General features: G+C 44.3%; 19 protein-coding genes. 5 read left to right on the top strand and 14 right to left on the bottom strand.

The genetic code is table 11. The features are described 5' to 3' along the window. Nucleotides 1-159: 159 nt before the first annotated feature. The 8 genes from CA600_RS20935 to leuC form a co-directional block, all read right to left on the bottom strand. Nucleotides 160-426 carry a hypothetical protein gene (locus CA600_RS20935; protein WP_042129455.1) on the bottom strand — a complete coding sequence of 89 codons (267 nt, stop codon included), beginning with the start codon at nt 424-426 and terminating at the stop codon, nt 160-162. A 25-nt stretch (nt 427-451) separates the two neighbouring features. Beyond that, complete coding sequence (gene nth / locus CA600_RS20930; RefSeq protein WP_094872592.1) at nt 452-1,132, bottom strand: endonuclease III; 681 nt, start codon at nt 1,130-1,132, stop codon at nt 452-454. A 219-nt stretch (nt 1,133-1,351) separates the two neighbouring features. Beyond that, complete coding sequence (locus tag CA600_RS20925) at nt 1,352-4,084, bottom strand: S-layer homology domain-containing protein (protein ID WP_094872591.1); 2,733 nt, start codon at nt 4,082-4,084, stop codon at nt 1,352-1,354. Between the two features lie 87 nt (nt 4,085-4,171). Continuing rightward, nucleotides 4,172-4,831: a GerMN domain-containing protein gene (locus tag CA600_RS20920; protein WP_094872589.1), complete on the bottom strand. Its 660-nt coding sequence runs from the start codon at nt 4,829-4,831 to the stop codon at nt 4,172-4,174. A gap of 114 nt (nt 4,832-4,945) precedes the next feature. Further along, complete coding sequence (locus CA600_RS20915; RefSeq protein WP_094872588.1) at nt 4,946-6,385, bottom strand: N-acetylmuramoyl-L-alanine amidase family protein; 1,440 nt, start codon at nt 6,383-6,385, stop codon at nt 4,946-4,948. A gap of 147 nt (nt 6,386-6,532) precedes the next feature. Beyond that, entirely contained in the window at nt 6,533-8,101 is a 1,569-nt protein-coding gene (locus tag CA600_RS20910; protein ID WP_094872586.1) for an N-acetylmuramoyl-L-alanine amidase family protein, read from the bottom strand. Nucleotides 8,102-8,287: 186 nt separating this feature from the next. Next, nucleotides 8,288-8,890 (bottom strand): 3-isopropylmalate dehydratase small subunit, encoded by a 603-nt coding sequence (leuD, locus tag CA600_RS20905; RefSeq protein WP_094872585.1) that lies wholly within the window; start codon nt 8,888-8,890, stop codon nt 8,288-8,290. Between the two features lie 29 nt (nt 8,891-8,919). Beyond that, nucleotides 8,920-10,344: a 3-isopropylmalate dehydratase large subunit gene (leuC, locus tag CA600_RS20900; RefSeq protein ID WP_042190084.1), complete on the bottom strand. Its 1,425-nt coding sequence runs from the start codon at nt 10,342-10,344 to the stop codon at nt 8,920-8,922. Nucleotides 10,345-10,602: 258 nt separating this feature from the next. Between leuC and CA600_RS20895 the strand changes: the two genes are divergently transcribed. From CA600_RS20895 to proC, 5 genes are all read left to right on the top strand, one after another. Next, on the top strand, nt 10,603-11,952 hold the full coding sequence (locus CA600_RS20895) for an FAD-binding oxidoreductase (RefSeq protein WP_094872583.1): 1,350 nt from the start codon (nt 10,603-10,605) through the stop codon (nt 11,950-11,952). Between the two features lie 189 nt (nt 11,953-12,141). Then, nucleotides 12,142-13,053 carry a LysR family transcriptional regulator gene (locus CA600_RS20890; protein WP_076284590.1) on the top strand — a complete coding sequence of 304 codons (912 nt, stop codon included), beginning with the start codon at nt 12,142-12,144 and terminating at the stop codon, nt 13,051-13,053. 612 nt (nt 13,054-13,665) lie between these two features. Next, nucleotides 13,666-14,769: a glutamate 5-kinase gene (gene proB / locus CA600_RS20885; RefSeq protein WP_094872581.1), complete on the top strand. Its 1,104-nt coding sequence runs from the start codon at nt 13,666-13,668 to the stop codon at nt 14,767-14,769. A 36-nt stretch (nt 14,770-14,805) separates the two neighbouring features. After that, complete coding sequence (locus tag CA600_RS20880) at nt 14,806-16,053, top strand: glutamate-5-semialdehyde dehydrogenase (RefSeq protein ID WP_094872580.1); 1,248 nt, start codon at nt 14,806-14,808, stop codon at nt 16,051-16,053. Between the two features lie 49 nt (nt 16,054-16,102). Beyond that, complete coding sequence (gene proC / locus CA600_RS20875) at nt 16,103-16,972, top strand: pyrroline-5-carboxylate reductase (protein WP_094872578.1); 870 nt, start codon at nt 16,103-16,105, stop codon at nt 16,970-16,972. A gap of 79 nt (nt 16,973-17,051) precedes the next feature. Here the strand turns inward: proC and CA600_RS20870 are convergent, their stop codons facing one another. The 6 genes from CA600_RS20870 to asnS form a co-directional block, all read right to left on the bottom strand. Further along, the gene (locus tag CA600_RS20870) at nt 17,052-17,783 is read right to left on the bottom strand and encodes a hypothetical protein (protein ID WP_094872577.1); all 732 of its coding nucleotides are present in this window, start codon (nt 17,781-17,783) and stop codon (nt 17,052-17,054) included. Next, nucleotides 17,780-18,883: a hypothetical protein gene (locus CA600_RS20865; protein ID WP_094872575.1), complete on the bottom strand. Its 1,104-nt coding sequence runs from the start codon at nt 18,881-18,883 to the stop codon at nt 17,780-17,782. The genes CA600_RS20870 and CA600_RS20865 overlap by 4 nt, the downstream gene beginning before the upstream one ends. A gap of 18 nt (nt 18,884-18,901) precedes the next feature. Beyond that, on the bottom strand, nt 18,902-19,390 hold the full coding sequence (locus CA600_RS20860) for a hypothetical protein (protein ID WP_094872574.1): 489 nt from the start codon (nt 19,388-19,390) through the stop codon (nt 18,902-18,904). Next, entirely contained in the window at nt 19,387-19,920 is a 534-nt protein-coding gene (locus CA600_RS20855; RefSeq protein ID WP_094872572.1) for an RNA polymerase sigma factor, read from the bottom strand. The genes CA600_RS20860 and CA600_RS20855 overlap by 4 nt, the downstream gene beginning before the upstream one ends. 147 nt (nt 19,921-20,067) lie before the next feature. After that, the gene (locus tag CA600_RS20850; protein WP_094872571.1) at nt 20,068-20,817 is read right to left on the bottom strand and encodes a DnaD domain-containing protein; all 750 of its coding nucleotides are present in this window, start codon (nt 20,815-20,817) and stop codon (nt 20,068-20,070) included. A 23-nt stretch (nt 20,818-20,840) separates the two neighbouring features. Then, nucleotides 20,841-22,139 (bottom strand): asparagine--tRNA ligase, encoded by a 1,299-nt coding sequence (gene asnS / locus CA600_RS20845; RefSeq protein WP_094872569.1) that lies wholly within the window; start codon nt 22,137-22,139, stop codon nt 20,841-20,843. Between the last annotated feature and the right edge of the window lie 9 nt (nt 22,140-22,148).

The following is a 22,148-nucleotide window of genomic DNA, read 5'->3' as shown; positions in this document are numbered from 1 at the left end:
CACCAGTTTGACACAAATTAAATACACACTACTTACAAAATAACCTATCATCTCTTACGAAATGAGGTTATTCAAACATCTTTCTGCTATTATCGCTAGAAAAGTCAGAAGCAAAAAAGGAGCCAGCCCTAGGGCCGACTCCTTTTATCACTTCTAAATTTATGCAGTTTCCGAAACAGGCAACAGAATTTCGAATACTTTTCCGTGTTGCAGAATAGTCAAACCACGAGATTTATCTCTCATTACAACAACTTCAGGTTTCACTGACATACGCTCAAAATAGTGTTCAGGAACGTCACCGGAATGACTGATCGTGATTCCTTCTACTTCTTGCTCTTCGTTCTCTTCGAGTGGGCTTTCCACTACGCGGTCAAAAATATCCGAGAACACTTCAAAATTATCTGTGTATACAGAAATGCATTTCATCTCTATCCCATCCTCTTCTTCAACTCTAACTTTTTGGCGTATGACCTTTAGCTTTCCTGACAACAGCTGTTTTCATACGTTTTTTGCCCTCTCGACATACATCAAGGAGCGGGCAAACTTGACATTTTGGGTTCTGTGCCTTGCAGTGATATCGTCCGAAAAAGATAAGCCGGTGATGAGTGATCGTCCATTCGTCACGTGGCACAGCCTTCATCAGCTTCTTTTCCACTTCCAGCACAGAATCTTTCCAGCCTGCTAATGCAAGTCGTTTAGCAACCCTCTCCACATGCGTGTCCACTGCAATGGCAGGAACTCCAAAAGCATTGGATACTACTACATTTGCAGTTTTACGACCTACACCGGGTAAAGTTACAAGCAAGTCATGAGCCTCAGGCACCTCGCCACCATACTGTTCTATGAGTATAGAGCATAGGCTTTGGATATGCTTAGCTTTGTTACGATATAGGCCGATGCGCCGGATATCCCCCTCCAATTCCTCCAGCGGTACAGAAATATAATCGATGGGGGCTTTGTACTTTTGGAACAGGTCCACGGTCACTTTGTTCACCGTTGCATCCGTACATTGGGCTGATAACAGTACCGCTATCGTTAATTCAAAAGCGTTACTATGATTTAACTCGCAATGAGCATCAGGGAACAAGTTTCCAATCGTATCCAAAATGTGGCGGACCTCTGCAACTTTCATAGTGTCCCCTCCACGGAGCGATTACGCTCATTAAAACTCACATGAGCGTGTCCTCTCTAATGTAAAGAAATATAAGCAAAGTCTGTATTATAACGTATGGTTTCATACATTTCAAGAAAATACAACTCTTATACTTTCTTATATTTCAAAAAAAACGTCTTGACGCAGGCAAAGCTCCTGTGTCAAGACGGTGATTCACTCAGAAATCCACCATTGCTACTATTGTTTCACAATTTCAACCACGATATCATTATTGAAATACATTATAATATTATCATTTTCTTTCAGAGATTGCACGGACAATGTCGTATCTCCTTGATGAATATATACATTTGAAGCAAGCGTGAACTGATACTTATCGTTCAGATTAGCTCTCTTAGTCACCAATGAGTTCGTCGAACTGTCATAGCGAGAGAATGAACGAGTTAACTGTGGTAACACACGAATGACTGTCGCTCCATCAGTGTCTTTACGAATCTCCACTCTGTCCGCTGTTGTTAAGTTACTAAGAGCAGTTGTTGTGGCGCCATCACGTATGATTCTAACCCCACCGCTTACAGTAAAGTTTTGTGCTGCTCCAGCATACTCCTTCACAATTAAGCTATTCGTTGCTGCTCCTACTGAACTAATCTGACCCGTTGTAAGCTTAACTGCCTGAATAGCGAGCGGTGTGCTTCCATCAAAAGTCACATTCAGATAATCTCCCGATTTCAAAGCGGTTAGCTTAATGCTCTCACCGGCTTCATTTGTTATTGGGAGCGCCGCAGTATTAATCTCACTGGTCCCCCCATTCCATTTAATACTTATACGGTTGGTTCCAGAATTAACGGTTGCTGCTTCAACCTGAAGAACGGTCTTTACTTTCAATACTGCTATTAGATCCTGACTAGTTGTCAGTGAGGCTGTCACATTACTACCAACAGGAACATCACTTAAGGTTGGATTAGTCTTCCCAAAAAAATCAACTAATTGTGGATAAGGCATTGTTATAGTTTGCCCACTGTCCTTAAGCTTCAATACAATTGTTTTAAAAGAAGAATTAACAGCAGACAGGGTTCCTTCATACTTTGTGACAATTTCCAAAGACAGAGCCCGTTGACCTATTGCCGTTAAATTCACTTTACGGTTCTCAACAAGTTTCGTACCGACATTACTTAAATTAGGGAGTACGCCTTCAATCAACAATTTTGTTTTTTCATCCAACTGAACGACATGTGCCTTTTTATCAGTATCCATAACTGTCAATAGTTGCGTTTTATTATTATAGTCAATAACCGTCGCTCCACTATACTGCTCAATTTGACGGCTTAACACTTCAATCTTTATGACTTGATCACTGCTGTTCAACGTAAGCTGAATTTTGTCCCCACCTATTGCATCAGCTATAAGGTCATCAGCCACAGCGCTATTCATATTAGGAATAACAATCACCGGCTTCGTGCCTAACAGTTTAACTTCACGTGTTCCGTCCGTTTTTTTATACACAACTGTTGAATTGCTCAGTTCGGTAAGTACACCTTGAACTGTCCGTTCAACACCTTCTGTCACTTCTACAGTACGTATCACATTTTCCTTAATCGTATATTTAACAGCAGCACCTGTCTTTAAATCTGCTGGCTGCAGCACTGATGATTGCGAGCTGAATAATGAAGTTCCATCTTCCCATTTAAAGGTTTCCACCGTACCAGCAGCATTTTTAAACGTAATGCTTTTCCCGGTAAGATCTATGCTTTGAACGGTACCTGTTGTCGTTTTGTTAACTACCCCTGAAGTCACTTGAACACTGACCACTCTGTGTGATCCACTGTAAGTCTCACGTTGCAAAGTAACTACACTGTCTGCTACCAGGGAAGCAGGTTCAATTGATGTCCCGTTTGCATCTACAAAGGTAGTCGTTTCATCATAATAATACTCAGTGAACCCAGTAGCTGATTTGAGCCATAGCTTATTACCAGGTGCTACCATTGCGAAGCTTCCGGAAAGGCTCTCCACTTGTTGTGTAGGATCAGTCACTTCAACATAGGCTGCGTTATATGTCGCTCCAATTACAGTAACCTTTGTATAAGGTTGGACATCACTTAGATTTATTCTACTTTCAGAAGCGCTTGTGTAATAAGCGGTGCTCGCTCCCAGGGTATATGTAGAAGTCTTGCCATTGTTATAAACGGATAGTTTCCCATCTGCTAATTGACTGATTGTTCCTGATACCGTGTTGTCGTATTCAACCGTATTGTGTGCTTCCGCACGGCTGAAAAAAGTCGCCAATTGAGCACGGGTCACAGCCCCTTGTGGATCAAAGCGATTACCGTCAAGACCATTAGCTAATTTCAGATCAACAGCAACGTTGATATACCCTCTTTTGTTTGCAGACACTTTAGCATCATCCGCAAAGCCTGTCGGCGCACTAGCTGCTACAGCAGCATCTGCACTTTTTCCTAGTGCACGAATTAAGAGTTCAGAAATCCATTCGCGGGAGGCTTTACGCTCTCCCCAAGAAGTCTTCAGATTATCTGGAGCCATTTCAGTTGCCTTATCAAGTAGGCCTTGTTGAAAGGCCAACACTACATAATCCTTGTAATAATTCGTAACCTTAAAATCATTAGGTAAGGCAACCGTTGAAGAAGTATCCACTTTATCCTGCAACTTCATAAAACGTAATGCCATAAGCACAGCTTCCTGTTGAGTGACAGAATCCCCAGGGCGGAACAAACCATTATTACCAACTACAATTCCTTGTGATGCTAATTTATAAATATGCTTTTCAGCCCAAAAGCCTGTCTTCACATCGCTAAAGATGCCAACAGATTGTGTAGTAGTTGTTGCTGCTGTAGCTGCTGTATCTGCAAACACTGCGCTTGCGCCACTAAAAATCATGGTTCCAGCCATAACAGCCGATACTGCTTTCGTAGAATAAGCCTTCAATGGACGTTTTGACCTTTTTTGCGCGGACAATAGATTATTCCCCTCTCTATGACTCAAATAAATAGTATAGTTTAAAGTTCGTCAGTTAGATGCTTTTATCCTTTGTTGTAATAACAATTAGCTATTATCTCTAGTCATAGGATGCATTAGGTCAACATGACCCATCAAGCTTTCAACCTTTTCACCATCCACCAAAACTTCGATGCTTTTTACTTCTTCAAATTGAAAATAGGTTTTGGCAAGTGATGAAATCGCTAAGGACTCCCCACCAGCACCCAGCTGTGCTTCATCCGGTTTATGAATATCCATTACAATTTGACCATCAACAAACTTTAACGATTTCAGTTCAATCTTGCCCCATAACGATACAAGGTCCGTATTCTCGTTGCCCTGCAATGCTTTGAACGTCTCTGTATATTTCTGGGCATCATCAGAGAAACTGATGCTAGTCTTAGCAGGAATCAAATCCATAACTTGTGAATCCGTATAATATGCATCGATACTCTGGCTCTGTTTTTGCTTCTCATCTGCTACTGGCTTTGCAGTTGCCTGAGTTTCTGTGTTGCTGTTATCTGCTGTCGGTTGCGGAGTGCTAGCCACTTCGTTTCCTGATTCATCGCTTGGAGCCGGTGTACTTTCTCCCGCACCACTTACAACATTTGAAGGTTCTTGCTCCACACCATTTGCTGGAGCCGCAGTAGGCTTGTCTCCACAGCCAGCAATCACTAGCAGAAGCAGTGTAGCGATTCCAATTGTACTCCATTTTTGTTTCATCATTAATAAACGCCTCCTCTAGATGAATACGGGCAGACAGGTACCGCAAAACCACTTCTTGCCTTTTAAAATAAAAGCAGAAAGCTGACTTTGCGGCGCTCGTCTGCCACTGGTCTGTTATTTTATACCCAAATATTCCTTAATCCCACTCACTATTGAAGCCGCAACTTTGTTTTGAAGTGCATCTGTAAAAAGCAATGCCTCATCTTTTTTATTGCTAAGGTATCCCACTTCAAGTAATACTGCAGGCATTTTCGTTTCGCGGATAACATGGAAATTCCCATAACGTACACCGCGATCGCTAAGTCCTGTAGCTTGAACAAGATATTTATGCATCACGTTCGCCAATGCTTTACTGGCTTCCCGTTGATAATACGTTTCTGTTCCACTAGCCGCAGAGGATCCTGAGCTATTGGCGTGTACAGATATGAATATATCAGCTTTTAGATTATTAGCCATAGCTGCTCTATCCTTGAGCTCCAAGAAAGTATCATTACTACGTGTCAGCACAACGTCAATATTGCTTTCTTTTTTCAGCAATTCAGCTGTCTTAAGTACGATGGCCAAATTAAAATTCTTCTCGTATTTACCTGTAACACCCACTGCTCCCGAATCTTTAGCTCCATGCCCTGCATCTAATACTACTAGCTTTCTGCCGTTATTCCCCGGTTGTGTTGTAGTATCATCAGTACTTTCCGCATTTAGATCGATTACAACCAGCTTAGAATCGTCTCCAGTTACGGTAACGTTGTAATTCTTAGCATAGTTCAAATCGATTACAAAACGTACTGTATAAGGATTCGTGCTATAAAGGGAGTAACGTACTCCTGATACATCGGGATAATCTTTCACTTCCAAGCTACCGTTTAGGTCAGGATCAAGGATCTGTCCTGTGCCAAATAGGTCTGAGAAGGTGGCATTAGGTAAATCAACAACTAACCGATTCGGCCCAGTCATCACTGTCACTTTTGGTACTGAACTACCCTCCATGGCAATGCTCAAACGATTTTCACTAAAGCTCACACCATTTACCATCGTTAAATTCTTAGAAGGATCTACCGGCGGTACAACCTCAGATCCACCATTTTCAGTATTTCCACCTGAACTACCGTTATCATTTGAGGATCCTGGGGTAATAAGATACACACTCTTCTTCACGTTGTCCCACGAGACATTTAATCCAAACTGTTCACTAATGAACCGAATCGGTACAAGTGTCGTATTACTACGAAGGACAGGTGCTGTGGTAAGTGTTACTGTCTTGTCATCAACGGAGGCTATCTTTTGATTCACAACCAGTTTGATGACCTTTCCTTGCTGTTCAATCGTTACCGTCTTGCTCTTCTGATCCCAACCCACGTTATATCCAAGGCTTTCAGAGATCAACCTTAACGGCACCATGATTGTATCATTCACATTTTCAACCGGGACATTTTGCCCTGCGGTCAGCTCCTTGCCGTCCAGATAAATCTTGCTATTCCCGGCAGCAGCATGTCCGTTTTCAGGCAAAACAAATACTAAGAGCAACAAAAACAACATCAAACTGAATTTCTTCATTCTTCACCTCTAAATCTAGTATTCGCCTGTGAATGGCGATCGTGATGGCCTGTCTACGTCAACCTCAGACCTCTATTAGACGCTAATAATCTATAAAGGTTGCGAATATATTCCATAAAAATTGAGAAATCTCACCAACATCAAGCATTAAAGGCCTAGATATTCCTTAATACCGGCTACAATTTCCCTCGCTAATTTGTCTTGAAGCTGCTCATTATACATCCCTGATTCATTTCCTGAATTAGTAAGATACCCCACTTCCAGAAGCACTGCAGGCATACTAGTTTCTCTTGTCACATGCAGACTTTTCGTTCTTACTCCGTTGTCCTTAAATCCAGTACCTGCAATCAGATGTTTGTGCATGATCTGAGCAAGCGGCAGACTCCCACTACGCGAATAGTACGTTTCACTGCCATTTATTTTGTCTCTATTCGGATAACCCAGCTCCAGTGAATTTCCATGCACTGAGATAAATAGATTAGCCTTTGCCGCTTCTGCGATATTTACTCGATCCTGAAGTCCCAGCGTAATATCTTCAGTTCTAGTAAATACAACGTCAACTAAAGCTTCCTGCATAAGTAGTGTTTGTACTTTACGGATAACTGCCAGATTGAAGTCTTTTTCCAGCTTACCCGTGAGACTGACTGCTCCTGATTGCGTCCCTCCATGACCCGCGTCGAGAACTACAACTGGCTTTCCTGTCATTCCACTACCACCTGAGGGGTTCCCTTCACTGCCTGTAACATTCAAATCTAGTGTCACCAGTCCAGTACTTTCATCCGTACTTAATTGATAAGGCTGGCTACCGATCGTTTGAATCACGAACCTAACAGTAGAAGGACTTACACTGAACAACGCATACCGGATCTCAGAAACTAGAGGGTAACCAGTAACATCCAGCTTGCCTTGCGGAGTTCTGTTTGTGGTAATACTCGGTAGGCCGCCTACGAAATCAGGAGCAAAAGCTGCACCGGGAAAATCTACAACGATTCGATCTGGACTACTCATTTTTGTGATGCTAGGTTTAAGAGCTCCAGAAACAGCGATGATTAATCGATTCTCAGTAAAGACTGCCCCATTTACAAGCGGACCTGCTGCATTCACACCAGTGCTTCCTGGTACTGAGGATGATTGTGGTGTCTGAGAGGGTAAAACACTTCCAGCGCTTGTGCCATTATCCATGCCGGGTGTAGTCATTGGAGTTGGAGAAGGTGTACTTGTTGCTGTTGGACTAGTAACGGTTCCCTCAGGTGTAGCCACCGAAGCTTGTCCACCCGTCAAATAGACCGTTTTATCGCTATTATCCCAGCCAACCTTTAGACCGAACTGCTCACTTACGAAACGGATCGGAACGAGAACTGTACCACCGCTTTGCTTGGGTGCTGCGTTTAAATCAAACGTTACTCCATCCGCATCAGCTGTTTTTTTTCCTACAGCCAGCTCAATGCTTTTTCCATCTTGGTGAACCGTTACTTTGCGGGCCTGCTGCTCCCATAATACCTCAAATCCAAGATTCTCCACTACCACTCTGACGGGAATCATAACGCTACCATTGACGTTCTCAAGTTTAATTCCTTTTGGTAAAGCAAGTTCTTGATTGTCCATAATAATTCTGCCTGAGCTGCTACCAGCCGCGGCAGCTTCACGTCCAGTAAAGGATAGTAATAATAATGGCAGCAACAATAGCAGCAACTTTCGATACCCAACTCTTCTCATTTTCCCGCTCCTTCTGCAAGTAATAGATCTAGATAAATACTAAGACGACAGAAATCACCAAATGTTTCCTTTATCACCAATCAATATTTCGATTATAGCAAAAAAACTTCTATTTCCGACACCCGGAAATAGAAGTTTTGCGTAATTTTTGTAAAATTTAAGAATGAAACCACTTATATCCTATTATTAAGAGAATAACTTAGCTGCATGACGCTCTTCATACGCAGCAATTTCATCTGCATGCTGAAGGGTTAATCCGATATCATCCAGACCTTGCAGCAAGAACTGTCGACGGTGCTCATCCAGCTCAAAGCTGATGCTCAGTCCATATTCATCATGGAGTGTGTTGCTCTCCAGATCTACAGTCAACTGGTAGCCATCGTGCTGTGCTGTCCGGTTGAACAGTTCATCCACTTGCTCTTCCGATAGCTTGATTGGCAAAATGCCGTTCTTAAAGCAGTTATTGTAGAAGATATCTGCATAGGAAGGTGCAATGACAACTTTAAACCCATAATCCATAATCGCCCAAGGTGCATGCTCCCGTGAAGAACCGCATCCAAAGTTAGCACGTGAAATCAAGACAGAAGCACCTTGATAGCGTGGTTTATTCATTTCAAAAGCTGCGTTATCGTTACCCGCTTCATCAAAACGCCATTCATAGAACAAAAATTGTCCAAATCCCGTCCGTTCAATCCGTTTCAAGAACTGCTTTGGGATAATTGCATCCGTATCTACATTCACCCGATCTACTGGTGCAACAATTCCTGTTAATTTTTTAAAAGCATCCATAGTTTTATCCTCCCGTGTTCTCTCTAGTTCTATGAGCTGACAGCTTCCGTCTTATAGTTCCAATCACGTACATCAGTGAAACGGCCTTTTATCGCAGCTGCAGCAGCCATAGCTGGGGATACCAGATGCGTGCGTCCACCGCGACCTTGCCGTCCTTCAAAGTTACGGTTCGAGGTAGATGCACAGCGTTGCCCAGGTTGCAGTACATCAGGGTTCATTGCAAGGCACATGCTGCATCCCGCTTCGCGCCATTCAAAACCCGCGTCAGTAAAGACTTTATCAAGCCCTTCCTTCTCGGCCTGCATTTTAACACGACCAGATCCAGGAACAACAATGGCAGTAACCTTATCAGAGACCTTATGGCCTTTTGCTACCACAGCTGCTGCTCTCAAATCCTCGATCCGTCCGTTAGTACAAGAACCGATAAATACATAATCGATTGGAATTTCAGAAATAGGTGTTCCAGGAGTCAAATCCATATATTCAAGTGCTTTTTCAGCAGCTTTGCGTTCATTTTCAGTGGTGAAGTCAGCCGGATTTGGCACGCTAGAGTTGATATCTGTACCCATGCCCGGGCTAGTGCCCCAAGTCACTTGTGGAATCAATGTCTCCACATCGAATTCAACTACTGTATCATACTGAGCACCTTCGTCACTAACAAGACTCTTCCATCCTTCAACAGCAGCGTCATAAGCTTCCCCTTGCGGCACATATTGACGTCCACGCAGATAGTTAAAAGTAGTTTCGTCAGGAGCGATCAAGCCTGCTCTTGCTCCGCCTTCGATCGACATGTTGCAGACGGTCATACGTTCTTCCATCGACAGCTCACGAATAGCTTCACCTGTGTACTCAATTACATAACCTGTGGCAAAATCAGTACCATACTTAGCAATAACACCAAGGATCATATCCTTTGCTGTTACACCAGGATTGCGTTTACCTGTGAAACGAACTTCCATAGTCTTAGCTTTGGATTGCTGCAAACATTGGGTAGCCATTACATGTTCAACTTCACTAGTTCCGATACCAAAAGCCAGCGCACCAAATGCTCCATGTGTGGAGGTATGGCTGTCGCCGCAAACGATAGTTTTACCAGGATGCGTCAAGCCGATCTCAGGTCCCATTACGTGTACAACGCCTTGATCGATATCATTCAGGTCGAACAATCTAACACCAAAATCAGCACAATTTTTAGAAAGTGTATCAATTTGCTGTTTGGAAATTGGATCTTTAATGTTAAAACGATCCTTGGTAGGAACGTTGTGATCCATTGTAGCGAAAGTCAGCTCAGGACGGCGAACCTTCCGATTACTAAGGCGAAGTCCTTCGAAAGCTTGTGGAGAAGTTACTTCATGAACCAAATGCAGATCGATATAAATAATGCTAGGTTTACCTTCCTCTTGATGAATAACATGATTATCCCAAATCTTCTCAAACATTGTCTTGTTGCTCATAATTTCACCTCATTAATAGAATCGTTCATTGGAAGAGAGCGTGGAGTCTCTCTTGAATGATCTAAATATAACATCACCGTCTTTATAATTCCAAGATATGATATCTATAGAACTGATAGGTTTAACCTATAAGATTGAAGACGATTTTTTTGCTGAGACCCTAGTCAGCCCACTCCTTAGACGAATGTCCTTCATACTATATCGGGTCCTGGTTGTTGAAATGCAGTGCATTTGTTATCTCAGAAGGAGTTGGAACAATTGAAGTCAAGAACGAGACTTACCGGGCGAGTTATTTTCAAAGGTGATCAAGGGTATGAAACGGCACGCAAGAATTGGGATCCGCATACTGACAAATTCCCGAAAGTGTTTGTCTTTGCACAAAAAACACAAGATGTTGCGAACGCCATAAAATGGGCTAACGAGAATAAAGTCCCCATCCGTGCAAGAAGCGGCAGACATTCTTTGGAGGTTAATCTTTCACAAATCACCGGAGGAATTGTCATCGATGTGAGTGAAATGAAGGAAATCAAACTAAATAAAAAATCTGGAACTGTTGTTGTAGGTACCGGAAATACAGTGGGGAGAATTGCACACACGCTTGCTGGGCGAGGATATATGGCTCCATTCGGCGATAGCCCTACGGTTGGAATCGGAGGCATCACCCTAGGCGGGGGTATCGGGCCGCTCCAGCGAACCGTGGGCCTTGTTAGTGATAATCTAATCGGACTCGAAATGGTTGATGCCAAAGGGAGAATTATTCATGCCAATAAGAATAGTAACTCTGATCTTCTCTGGGCTTCCCGCGGAGGTGGCGGGGGTAATTTCGGAGTTTACACCAGTTACAAATTCAAAGTACGTCCAGCTCCAGCTTCGGCTACCGTTTTTCGTATCACCTGGCCTTGGAATCAGTTCGAGAAGGTATTCAAAGCTTGGCAACTCTGGGCTCCTTCCGTGAATACCAAATTGGGCAGTGAATTATCCATTGGTCCGAAAAAAGGCGGTAATGTCACTATGACGGGGCTGTTCCTCGGGTCAAAAGCAGAGGCTTCCCGCCTCTTAAAGCCCATTACGAGCATTGGAACGCCTACGAATCAAATCATCCGCTCTTTGCCCTATTCAAAAGTAGTGAGTTTTATGTTAGCGCCCGATCCAGTGCTAACTCAAAGAGTCAGCAACCAGTTCTCCAGCGGTTTCGTAAGAAAACCCTTCCCGGACAAGGCAATTAAGTCCATGCGTGAATTCTTAGAAAAAGTGGAGGGAGAGTTCGCAGGTTTCTTTTTCCTCAACTGGGGTGGAGCTGTGAGCCGTAAGTCACCCAAATCAACAGCCTTTTACTGGCGTAAAGCGAAATTTTATGTAGAGTGGAATAGCTCATGGATCAAGAAATCGGAAGCTGCCAGAAATATATTCCTAGTACGAAATACACGTCGGAAGCTGCAGCCATTTATCGTGGGGAGCTACATCAACGTTCCAGACCAGGGAATTAAAAATTCCGGACCAGTATATTATGGAGCGAACTATCCTAGATTACGGAGAGTCAAAGCTAAATATGACCCGGGAAATATATTTAATAACCCTCAAAGCATCTCTCCAGCCCGCAAAGTATAGTAAGACGTAATAGGGTAGCATCGAAATTAGACCGGCAAACATAAAGGACTCCAGCGGATACTGGTAAACCACACCTTCCTATTTGCCGGTCAGTGCGTTCGTGCACGAACTTACATTCGAACCTATATAAAACTCCAGTTTCATAGGTTATACTTATAAGTAAAAACAATCTCCCAAAGGAGTTTATACATGGAACTGAGACAACTACAATATGTACTGCAGATCGCAGCCGAAAAAAACTTCTCCCGTGCAGCGGACAAGCTGCACATTGCCCAACCATCACTCAGTCAGCAGCTTTCCAAGCTGGAAAAAGAGCTCGGTGTAATGCTGTTCCAGCGAAACACCAGCTCTGTTGAACTGACTTATGCTGGATCTAAATTTGTAGAGCAAGCCCAAATCATCATTGATGGCGTAGAACTGCTGCGACAAGAAATGTCTGATATTTCTGAACTGCGTACCGGGCGCGTCGTTGTAGGCAGTATGCCGATCACTGGTGCACATTTACTACCGCATGTGCTTCCGGTTTTTAAACAAAATTACCCGGAAGTAGAAATCACACTGCTCGAAGACTCCTCCATGAACCTAGAAAAGCTCACTGCGAGTGGTCAGACTGATTTAAGTCTGCTCTCATTGCCGCTCGAAATCCCGGCTCTTGCTTACGAAGAACTGGGTGAGGAAAGGATCGATCTTGCAGTTCCACCCGAACACCCGCTAGCTAAACGTAGCTTAGATGGAACTAAGACCTCTTTGGAAGAACTAAAGGACGAGCCATTTATCGTACTTAAAGAAGGTCAAGGCTTCCGTAAAATGACTATGGATCTTTGCCGAAACGCTGGCTTCGAGCCAAAAATTGTTTTTGAGAGCAATAACATGGAAACAGTTCAGTCTCTGGTCGCCACTGGAATGGGTGTAACTCTTGTGCCTCATTTTATTGCCCGTGCACCGCGGAGTGAATTCGTCCCTGTCTACTTACCGCTCACTGATCCTGCCCCTAGCCGAACACTTGTCGTAGCCTATCGACGTGGACGTTATTTATCTAAAGCCGCTAAGGCTTTTGTTGAAACCTTTAAATCTACGGTATCTGAATTAACCGAAGAATAGACCCGTGGAAGGCTGTTCTGATCATCTGACACCCGAGCCGCACTTTCATTAACTGGCCTATTATTGTTCGGATTCCCAGTATGATATCCCAAAAATTCCCGAGTCACACTATTCTGGATCTCTGCTTTTTCGTTTAGGTCTTGATTCTGCATCTGCTCAGGATTGTTGTCTTTAGTCAATTAAATCCACCTCTTGGCAACAGATTATAAGTATTCCGACCCCTTGCTTAGAGGTTAAACAGAATAATCAAAGCTTTCTAATGGGTGAAATAGTTCCTTTGTTTTTCCTTTGCAAAGCAACCATCTCCATGGTATTCTATTGAAAATAAGTGAAACGTGCAGACGGGACCAGTAAGAATGAGTCAAACCGCGCCTAGAGAGTGAATTCCGACAGGCTGAAAGAATTTACCGCGGTTTTCGTTCCGAATCCTACCCCCGAGCGGCCTGTGCTAAGCAGGACGGATCCTCCCGTTACGAGAATGAAGTCGGATGATCCCTCATCAATGAAGGTGGTACCGCGGAAGTTTACAAGCTTTCGTCCTTTGCTAAGTCTAAGGATGGGGGCTTTTTGTCGTTTTCAGCATCTATAAAAATACTGAGGAAGTGAACAGATATGACGGCACGAATCGTAGTCAAAATAGGCAGCAGCTCACTGACTGGAACGGAAGGCGGATTGAATCGCGAAGCCGTGTCCTTCTTTGCTTCAGAGATTGCCGAATTGAAGAGAAACGGCTGCGAGGTGTTATTAGTAACCTCCGGTGCTGTAGCCGCAGGCTTTCGCAGTATCGGTTATCCTACACGTCCGAAGCTGCTGCATGAGAAGCAAGCAGCAGCAGCTGTAGGCCAAGTACTGCTCATGCAGGCGTATCAGGAAGCTTTTGCCGAGCATGGAATAACCACAGCACAAATCCTGCTAACCCGTACCGACTTTTGTAGTCGCAGAGCGATGAACAACGCTATGATGACGGTAGAAGAGCTGCTTCGTCAAGGAGCGGTGCCCGTATTTAACGAGAATGATACCGTCTCCGTAGATGAGTTGAAATTCGGCGATAACGATACGTTGTCCGCGCTTGTGGCTAACCTGCTAAAAGCGTCTAGATTGCTCGTCTTAACTGACATGGATGGCTTGTATAGTGGAGATCCTCGGAAACATCCCGATGCTGTTCGCTATCAGTTCGTAGATGATATTACGCCGGAGATTTACGCGATTGCTGGTGGTGCTGGATCTAGCGTGGGAACAGGTGGCATGCGTTCAAAAATCGATGCTGCCAAGATCGCTACGCGAGGCGGTGTACCTGTCTTTGTTGGGAGAGCTACCGAACCGGGAGATTTGCAGCTCGCGGCCGCTGGAACTGGTAGAGGTACTTATTTTGCAACCAAGTTATCGTCACTCCCAGTCAAAAAGCAATGGCTTGGCTTCATGTCCACCCCACTGGGCTCTCTGTATATAGACGAAGGAGCTGTTGAAGCGCTGCTCCATGGCGGCCATAGTCTACTGCCTGTCGGCGTCAAGCAGACCGAAGGTAACTTTCATGCAGGTGATGTTGTAGAGGTTCTAGGTCCAGACTCCAAATTACTTGGACGCGGGATTGTGAATTACGATGATGCTCAGCTGCGCAGTATTCAAGGTTTGCCAAGCGGTCAGATTGTACCGAAGCTGGGCGAAGTTCACCGGCTGGAGGTCATTCACCGTGACGAATGGATTACCCTGAGGTAAGAAATCTTGTCCATATAAATTTAAGGAGGAATCGTCATGAGTGAAGTTGTCAATAAAGCAAAATTAGCCAAAGAAACCACCGGAATATTAGCTAGTCTAACAACTGGCCAAAAAAATGAAGCACTCCTAATTATGGCTGATGCACTACGCCGTGAAGCTCCCGCCATTATCGAAGCCAACGTGGAGGATCTGGAACGAGGAAGACTTAACGGGACCCCTGAGTCCATGCTTGACCGTCTCGCGTTAGATGTAAGCCGAATTAACGGCATTGCTGAAGGTCTGCAACAAATCGCAGTATTACCTGATCCTATCGGTGATACACTAGAAAGCATAGAACGCCCTAACGGCCTTAGCATCCAGAAGCTTCGCGTTCCGCTTGGTGTGATCGGCATTATCTATGAAGCACGTCCAAATGTGACTGTAGATGCTGCTGGTCTATGTCTCAAGACAGGCAACGCCGTAGTGCTGCGCGGTGGCTCCTCTGCCCTATCCTCCAACCGTAAGATTGTCGAGGTTCTGCACAGCGCTCTTGCTGAGACCTCAATGCCACCTAATGCCCTTCAGCTGATTGAAGACCCTAATCGTTCTTCGGTAGATGAAATGCTAAAGCTGAACGGACTTTTGGATGTGATCATTCCACGCGGAGGCAGCTCACTTATTCAAAATGTAGTGCTTAACGCAACAGTACCCGTCATTGAAACGGGAGCAGGCATCTGCCATACCTATCTCGATGCAAGTGCCTTGCCAGAAATGGCAAGGCACATAAGCTTGAATGCCAAAGCACAGCGACCTTCAGTATGTAATTCTATGGAGACACTGCTCGTTCATCGGGATTACGCAAACGAGTATCTGCTTTCTTTGGCCGAAGCTTTCCGTGATGTTAATGTTGAATTGCGTGGCTGCCAGGAAACATTATCCTTTGTCCCATGGGCATTACCTGCAACCTTAGAAGACTATGCCACAGAATATAACGATTATATCTTGAATATCAAAATTGTCAGCAATTTGGACGAAGCCATGTTGCATGTTGCTAAGTATGGAACAAAACATTCGGAATGTATCGTAACAGAAGATCAAGGAAATGCTGCACGCTTCTTACAAGAAATTGATGCTGCGGCTGTTTATCACAATGCCTCAACCCGTTTCACAGATGGCTTTGAATTTGGATTCGGTGCAGAGATCGGCATTAGTACACAGAAACTACATGCCCGTGGACCGATGGGTCTGCCTGCCCTTACTTCAACTAAGTATAAGATTTACGGAACAGGTCAAATTCGGGGTTAGTGTCCACGCTTCTGTTTTCAATCTCACAACTTTTAGGAGGATTTTAGCCATGTGTCAGCAACCTTCCATTCCACTTATGAATCATAATATTGTATTTTATGGCGCAGGCTCCATGGCAGAAGCCATCGTTCGCGGGATGATTAGCCGCAGTATCGTGAAATCCGATCATGTTATTATGCTTAATCGTAGCAGTAGTGAACGCCTGGCAGAATTAAGAAGCCGATACGGTGTAATGGGTACAAATGATCCTGAGCAAAAAATAGATTATCTAAAGAATTCACCAGTAATCGTGTTAGCTATGAAACCAAAAGACGCTGCAGAAGCGCTACGAGGAATAGGTCCTCTTCTTTCTCCTGATCAGATCATAGTCTCTGTAATCGCTGGATTGTCTATTCGAACGATGCAAGGACTGCTTGGCAAAGAGCAACCTATCGTCCGTACAATGCCGAATACTTCCAGTTCCATTGGTCTCGGTGCCACTGGCATAGCCTTCTCCAAAGAAGTTGATGAGAAAGGCCGACGCCTTGCACTCAACATCTTTGAAGCTGTTGGACTTACAACCGTCATTGATGAAGAACGCATGGAAACCTTGACAGGTATCTCCGGTAGTGGACCTGCCTATATTTATTACATGATGGAAGCAATGATCGCCGCAGGTATCCGTGGTGGATTGCCGCTTGAACAAAGCACACAGCTAACTGTCCAAACAGTGCTAGGTGCTGCCAGAATGGTACAACAAACGGGTGAGGAGCCAGCTGCACTTCGTAAGAAGGTCACATCCCCGAATGGCTCTACACAAGCAGCAATAGAAGTGCTGGAGCACGGAGAATTCTTTGAAACTGTCATTGCGGCAGTCAACCGATGTGCCGAACGTTCCCGCGAAATGGGCGCGGCGCTTGAAAAAGAGCTGCATTCGTAACCTAAAATTCCTTATCTTTCAAAAAAGATCGCTTCCCAGACCAACTTGGTCAGGAAGCGATCTTTTTTTGAAGTTAAGGCTATGATTTGCCCAATACAACATTTCCATAAGTATCTCGAACAATCACTTTAACATTAGCCGGAGCCCCAACAGTCACGTCAAGGTTGTTCCCAGAATTATCAAATAGCAAATCTCTAGGAGTTTCCCCTAGAATGATGTATAGCGTATTCCCAACATGCTTAGTTTGAAGCAGCTGTTGCTCTTGTGCTTCTTTTAGCTTCCCTTTATTTGTAGAATAACTTCCAAATACATTCAGCTCGTGCCCACCCGTTTGATCCACTTTAATCCCGTAAGGCTCGGCAGCTTGGACAATGATGGTACTAACGCCGTCTGGAACGGTTCCCTGCCAATCAGGTAATGCATAACTTTCCTCCACAGCTAAGACGGTACGGCGAAATTCCTGAGTTAATCCTAAGGAACTAAATCCCGCAAAAATCAGACAACATACAGATATAAACCCTACGAAAAGAATACTTAACACGTCATAATACATTTTTCCTTTTCCACGAAACCATAAAGTGTATATCACTATTTCCAAACCTAACAATATAAAAATGACCGGCCACCAAGCAAGCGTCGTCTCAAACACTTCCGCTCCCTTCCACTGCGAGACCATAATTAAAGCCCCCAGAAATAAAAGGCTCAGTCCCATCGACAATGTCCCTACACGCCAGCGTCTTGATTTATCTTCAGTGACTGGACGCTCGCTTGGAGCAATGACTCCCTGCTGTAATTCAGTCGGATTATTCAAGAATGACCACCTGTCCTTTTTCTCCCTTTATTGTTCTTACTTCCCGCCATCAGCTTCAAACCACCGCCAATTAATAGCACAGATACGATAATGGTTCTGAAATATTCATTGACTATATACTCCAAATGCCATTCAGGAAATCTGATATCAAGCGCAGGAACTGCGACATTCACTACAATGTAATACAATCCTAGACACAATAATGCAGCTCCAAGCCACCCTTGATGATTTAAGAATCCTTCGATAACTGGCTTATCCTGCAAGGGCTCACGACCATGTCGGCTGACAAGCTGTAAGCCATCGAACAAACTGTAGAACCAAATAACTGGGATCAGGAAGAAGAGCAACGTTAATCGCAGTAGATCCATGACATAAATACTTCCCAGGAATAGCAGCATGAGCTGTAAACCTCTTTTTTGCAGCCCTAGATACATTTGTCCAGCACCTGGAAAAGCAGAAAGCAGCGTTGCCAAAACTTTGCTGCGGCGCCCCTCCTCACGACCCGCCTCCATCTCTTCGAATAAAGTCCGATCTACCATCTCTTCTCCAGCTTGCTTGCGATGGATTAACTGAACCGCATCAAACATGCAATACAACCAGATAACGGGTAATACGCCAAACAAGAGAAGAAAAGCGTCACTAGACGTAATTCCAGCCAGGAATAACATCACGGTCATAAAACCGAAGAAAGAAATGAGGAAGGATAACCCTCGCTGCATCAGCCCCATATGAAAATGACCTAATCCTGGAATGAACGATAATAAGATTACATGGACACGCTCATTATCCGCAGTTTTAACGGGCACCGAAATAAAATCAACCCTCGATCCATCTGGAGCCATCGCCGGAGCAGGCATCTGCAGCATTTTTACCACCAGATGCACCATAGAAACTGTCCCAATAAGTAGGAACCCCATCACACCCATTATTAAAATATCCTCAGCGCCTTCAGCCACAGCTATCAAGAATGACATAAATAAGATGCCAAAGCTTAACAGAAGATAACCAATGCCTTGTGGACGTTTTCCGATATAATAATGACCTGCTCCAGGAATCAAATTAAGAAAAAAGGCCTTTAATTTACTACGCTGCTGTTGCATGTTTCATTTCTCCTCTCATCACTTTCTGTTGCCCATTAGCTGATCCAACCATCCGCTAGTTGCCTGTATTACTTGCTCGCTAAATGACGGTAAATTATCTTTTTTAGGGATCATAAGCTCCATTTGACCTGTGTGCAGCTTATCAAACATGCCAGAGGACATGATCAACAGCGTAAGTGACGCGGCAACAGCATAATGAAAGATTGTTTTTTCATACCAGCGATATCGCCGTCCACCTTCTTCAACCGCCACTTGTTCCACTAATGCTGAAGATTCCGCCATTGGTTTAACCCATGCTCCCATAATTTTCTCTGTAAAAGCAGACGAATTCTCCAATGAAGGCAGTTCCTCTTGTAGCTCATCCAACATTTCCATATATGAAGTAAGACTTTCTTCATCTTCCAGCAGTAACTGTTCCCAATCTTCTCTCATCGCCTCTTCCATATGACCTTCAATATAAGCTTTTGCTTGTTCCCGTTGGATTGGATCGTCTCCATGCTTCATCATAGCCATTCGTCCTCCTTCCAATGATTTCGAATCCATTGTCTTGCCCTATATAATCTGGACTCTACCGTTTTCAGGCTAATTCCCTGCTCTGCAGCAATCTGATCATATTTTTTATGTTCCAGATAATAAGCCACCATAATTTCACGATGAGTTTCAGGCAGGCTATTGATTTCACCCAGCAGCCGATCCATCCGATCACGGCGTATAACACCTGACAACACATCCTCCTCGTTGGAAGCGGTCTGGCTCAGTACAAGCTCATAGTCAACGGGTAGTTCTCTGAGTCGATCACGTTTACGCTTAGCATCTATTGCCTTATTTAAGGCGATCCGTGTAATCCATGACTTCAAGCCTTGATAACGGTAGTCAGGGAGAGATTTGTACATCTGTAAAAAAGCTTCCTGAGCAGCATCTTCAGCCATCCTGACATCGCGTAATACAGAATAAGTAACTTTGTATATTTGCTGACTGTATGTATTCACAAATTGGCGGAAGGCCTCTTCGTCTCCTTGGCAAATTCGCTTGATCAATAACTCATCTTCAATGACTCTCCCCTCCTTCCCACAGCAATAGACGCTCTCAATTATAACTACCCCTGCACTTTTTTATAAAAAATTAAAAAGAACCGTACTGACTTTAGCGATGGGCTAAAGCAATACAGTTCTCTCCAAAATGATCTATCTTCCGCCATTGCGGAACTTTTGTGTATAGTCCTTAACATCCTGAGCGTTCTTGACCCGGTTACGGGCCCATTCCAGCAATATTCGATCAATATAACGGAAATGAACCTTTCCTGCAAATACAGATTCCTTCAGTGCTAACAGAATCAGCTCCTCGGGATACCGGTCTTGATCCACCCAACTAGATATCGTCTCACACTCCATCGGAGATAACGGACGACCGAATTCCTTTTCGAAAATACTGAACAGATTCCGGCTTTCCTCTTCAGCTCCAAGTTGAGAAGGAGATGAGGGAGGCGTTCCGAATCCGCCCCCTGAAGCAGCCCGCGGTGCCGACGTTGCATAGCCACCTGCGTGCTTATCTTGCTCATGTTCTTGAACAACTGTCGCTAGATAAGCACCAAGCTTTCCGTATAACCCTGAGAAATTGTAGCGTTCATAATGGATGTCTCTTAGCTCATCGTTGTCTCCATCGATGCTAATAAAACCTTCCTTCATAAGCTTCTGCAATTCTCCTGCTAGAACAGAAATGCTACGGCCTGTTACAACCTGAAGCTCCTCAAGAGAAGGGAAATCAATCCCTTCCACCTGCCTGAAAGAAAGCAGATGTATCAGCAGCATCGCTTCACTTCCGCTTAAATTGAGCTTCCGGTAATACTTCAGTAATGCGTAAGGTATGACGGCCATTCCGTTCTCCAGACCGAAGGAGACGCCTTCGCCCCAGGTACTCCATCCTTTGCCGTCCATGAACGTCCCCCTTTAAATATAAATTATGGGTAGAGACGGTACAGTGTACGCGGGAATGGAATAGTCTCACGTACATGGTCAAGACCACAGATCCATGCTACAGTACGCTCAAGTCCAAGTCCAAAACCAGAGTGAGGTACTGATCCGTAAGTACGCAGATCCATGTACCATTTGTAAGAGTCCATTGACAAGTTATGCTCTTTATAACGCTCTTCAAGCAGTGCAGGATCATCGATCCGCTGAGAACCACCAATAATCTCACCGTAGCCTTCTGGAGCGATCATATCCGCACACAGCACGACTTCCGGACGACTTGGATCTGGCTTCATGTAGAACGCTTTGAAAGAAGCAGGGTAATGAGTGATAAATACAGGTTTATCGTATGCTTCTGCGATTGCTGTTTCGTGAGGTGCACCGAAATCATCGCCCCAAGCGATATCTTCAAAGCCTTTATCGTTCAAGAACTTAATTGCATCGTCATAAGTAATACGTGGGAATGGGGCTTTAATATTCTCCAGTTTGGAAATATCGCGACCTACCGTTTCCAACTCTGCACGGCAATTCTTCAATACGGATTGCACTACGAAGCTAATGAACTCTTCCTGTACTTTCAAGCTTTCTTCGTGATCTGTAAAAGCCATTTCTGGCTCGATCATCCAGAACTCGATTAAGTGGCGGCGAGTCTTTGATTTCTCCGCACGGAAAGTGGGTCCAAAGGAATAGACACGGCCCAGGGCCATTGCCGCAGCTTCCATATACAACTGTCCGCTTTGTGTTAGATAGGCATCCTCATCGAAGTACTTCGTGTGGAACAAGTTAGTAGTTCCTTCTGCTGACGTTGGCGTCAGAATCGGAGGATCCACCTTTGTAAATCCACTCTCGTTGAAGAACTGTTGAATTGCACGAATAATTTCCGCGCGAATTACCAGAACAGCCCGTTGCTTCGAGGCACGTAGCCAGAGGTGACGGTGATCCATCAAGAAATCTACGCCATGCTCTTTCGGAGTAATTGGATAATTCTCTGTAAGATGCAGGACTTCAATTCCAGTTACAGTCATTTCAAAACCTGATTGACTGCGAGGTTCCTCGCGAATAATTCCGGTCACATACAAAGAACTTTCTTGTGTGAGGCTCTTAGCTGCATCCCATACCTCTTCAGGTACTTCAGATTTCACTACAACTCCCTGAATATAACCTGTACCATCACGAAGCTGCAGGAACTGAATTTTACCACTGGAGCGCTTGTTGTTTACCCAACAACCGATAACAACACTCTCTCCAACATGTTCATTCACGTTCTTAATTACACTCTTGTTAGCCATGCCTTCAAT

Source organism: Paenibacillus sp. VTT E-133280 (assembly GCF_002264385.1).
Classification (GTDB): Bacteria; Bacillota; Bacilli; order Paenibacillales; family Paenibacillaceae; genus Paenibacillus_AQ; species Paenibacillus_AQ nitricinens.
The sequence above is the reverse complement of the archived record's forward strand: the minus strand, read 5'-3'. Positions and strand labels throughout refer to the sequence as shown.

Excerpts from the sequence above, each read along its gene's own strand:
- CA600_RS20915 (WP_094872588.1), bottom strand. The coding sequence starts at position 6,385 with ATGAAGAAATTCAGTTTGATGTTGTTTTTGTTGCTCTTAGTATTTGTT.
- asnS (WP_094872569.1), bottom strand. The coding sequence starts at position 22,139 with ATGGCTAACAAGAGTGTAATTAAGAACGTGAATGAACATGTTGGAGAG.
- CA600_RS20935 (WP_042129455.1), bottom strand. The coding sequence starts at position 426 with ATGAAATGCATTTCTGTATACACAGATAATTTTGAAGTGTTCTCGGAT.
- leuC (WP_042190084.1), bottom strand. The coding sequence starts at position 10,344 with ATGAGCAACAAGACAATGTTTGAGAAGATTTGGGATAATCATGTTATT.
- CA600_RS20865 (WP_094872575.1), bottom strand. The coding sequence starts at position 18,883 with ATGCAACAGCAGCGTAGTAAATTAAAGGCCTTTTTTCTTAATTTGATT.
- proB (WP_094872581.1), top strand. The coding sequence starts at position 13,666 with ATGACGGCACGAATCGTAGTCAAAATAGGCAGCAGCTCACTGACTGGA.
- CA600_RS20920 (WP_094872589.1), bottom strand. The coding sequence starts at position 4,831 with ATGATGAAACAAAAATGGAGTACAATTGGAATCGCTACACTGCTTCTG.
- CA600_RS20860 (WP_094872574.1), bottom strand. The coding sequence starts at position 19,390 with ATGATGAAGCATGGAGACGATCCAATCCAACGGGAACAAGCAAAAGCT.
- CA600_RS20850 (WP_094872571.1), bottom strand. The coding sequence starts at position 20,817 with ATGGACGGCAAAGGATGGAGTACCTGGGGCGAAGGCGTCTCCTTCGGT.
- CA600_RS20890 (WP_076284590.1), top strand. The coding sequence starts at position 12,142 with ATGGAACTGAGACAACTACAATATGTACTGCAGATCGCAGCCGAAAAA.
- proC (WP_094872578.1), top strand. The coding sequence starts at position 16,103 with ATGTGTCAGCAACCTTCCATTCCACTTATGAATCATAATATTGTATTT.
- CA600_RS20880 (WP_094872580.1), top strand. The coding sequence starts at position 14,806 with ATGAGTGAAGTTGTCAATAAAGCAAAATTAGCCAAAGAAACCACCGGA.
- CA600_RS20910 (WP_094872586.1), bottom strand. The coding sequence starts at position 8,101 with ATGAGAAGAGTTGGGTATCGAAAGTTGCTGCTATTGTTGCTGCCATTA.
- leuD (WP_094872585.1), bottom strand. The coding sequence starts at position 8,890 with ATGGATGCTTTTAAAAAATTAACAGGAATTGTTGCACCAGTAGATCGG.
- nth (WP_094872592.1), bottom strand. The coding sequence starts at position 1,132 with ATGAAAGTTGCAGAGGTCCGCCACATTTTGGATACGATTGGAAACTTG.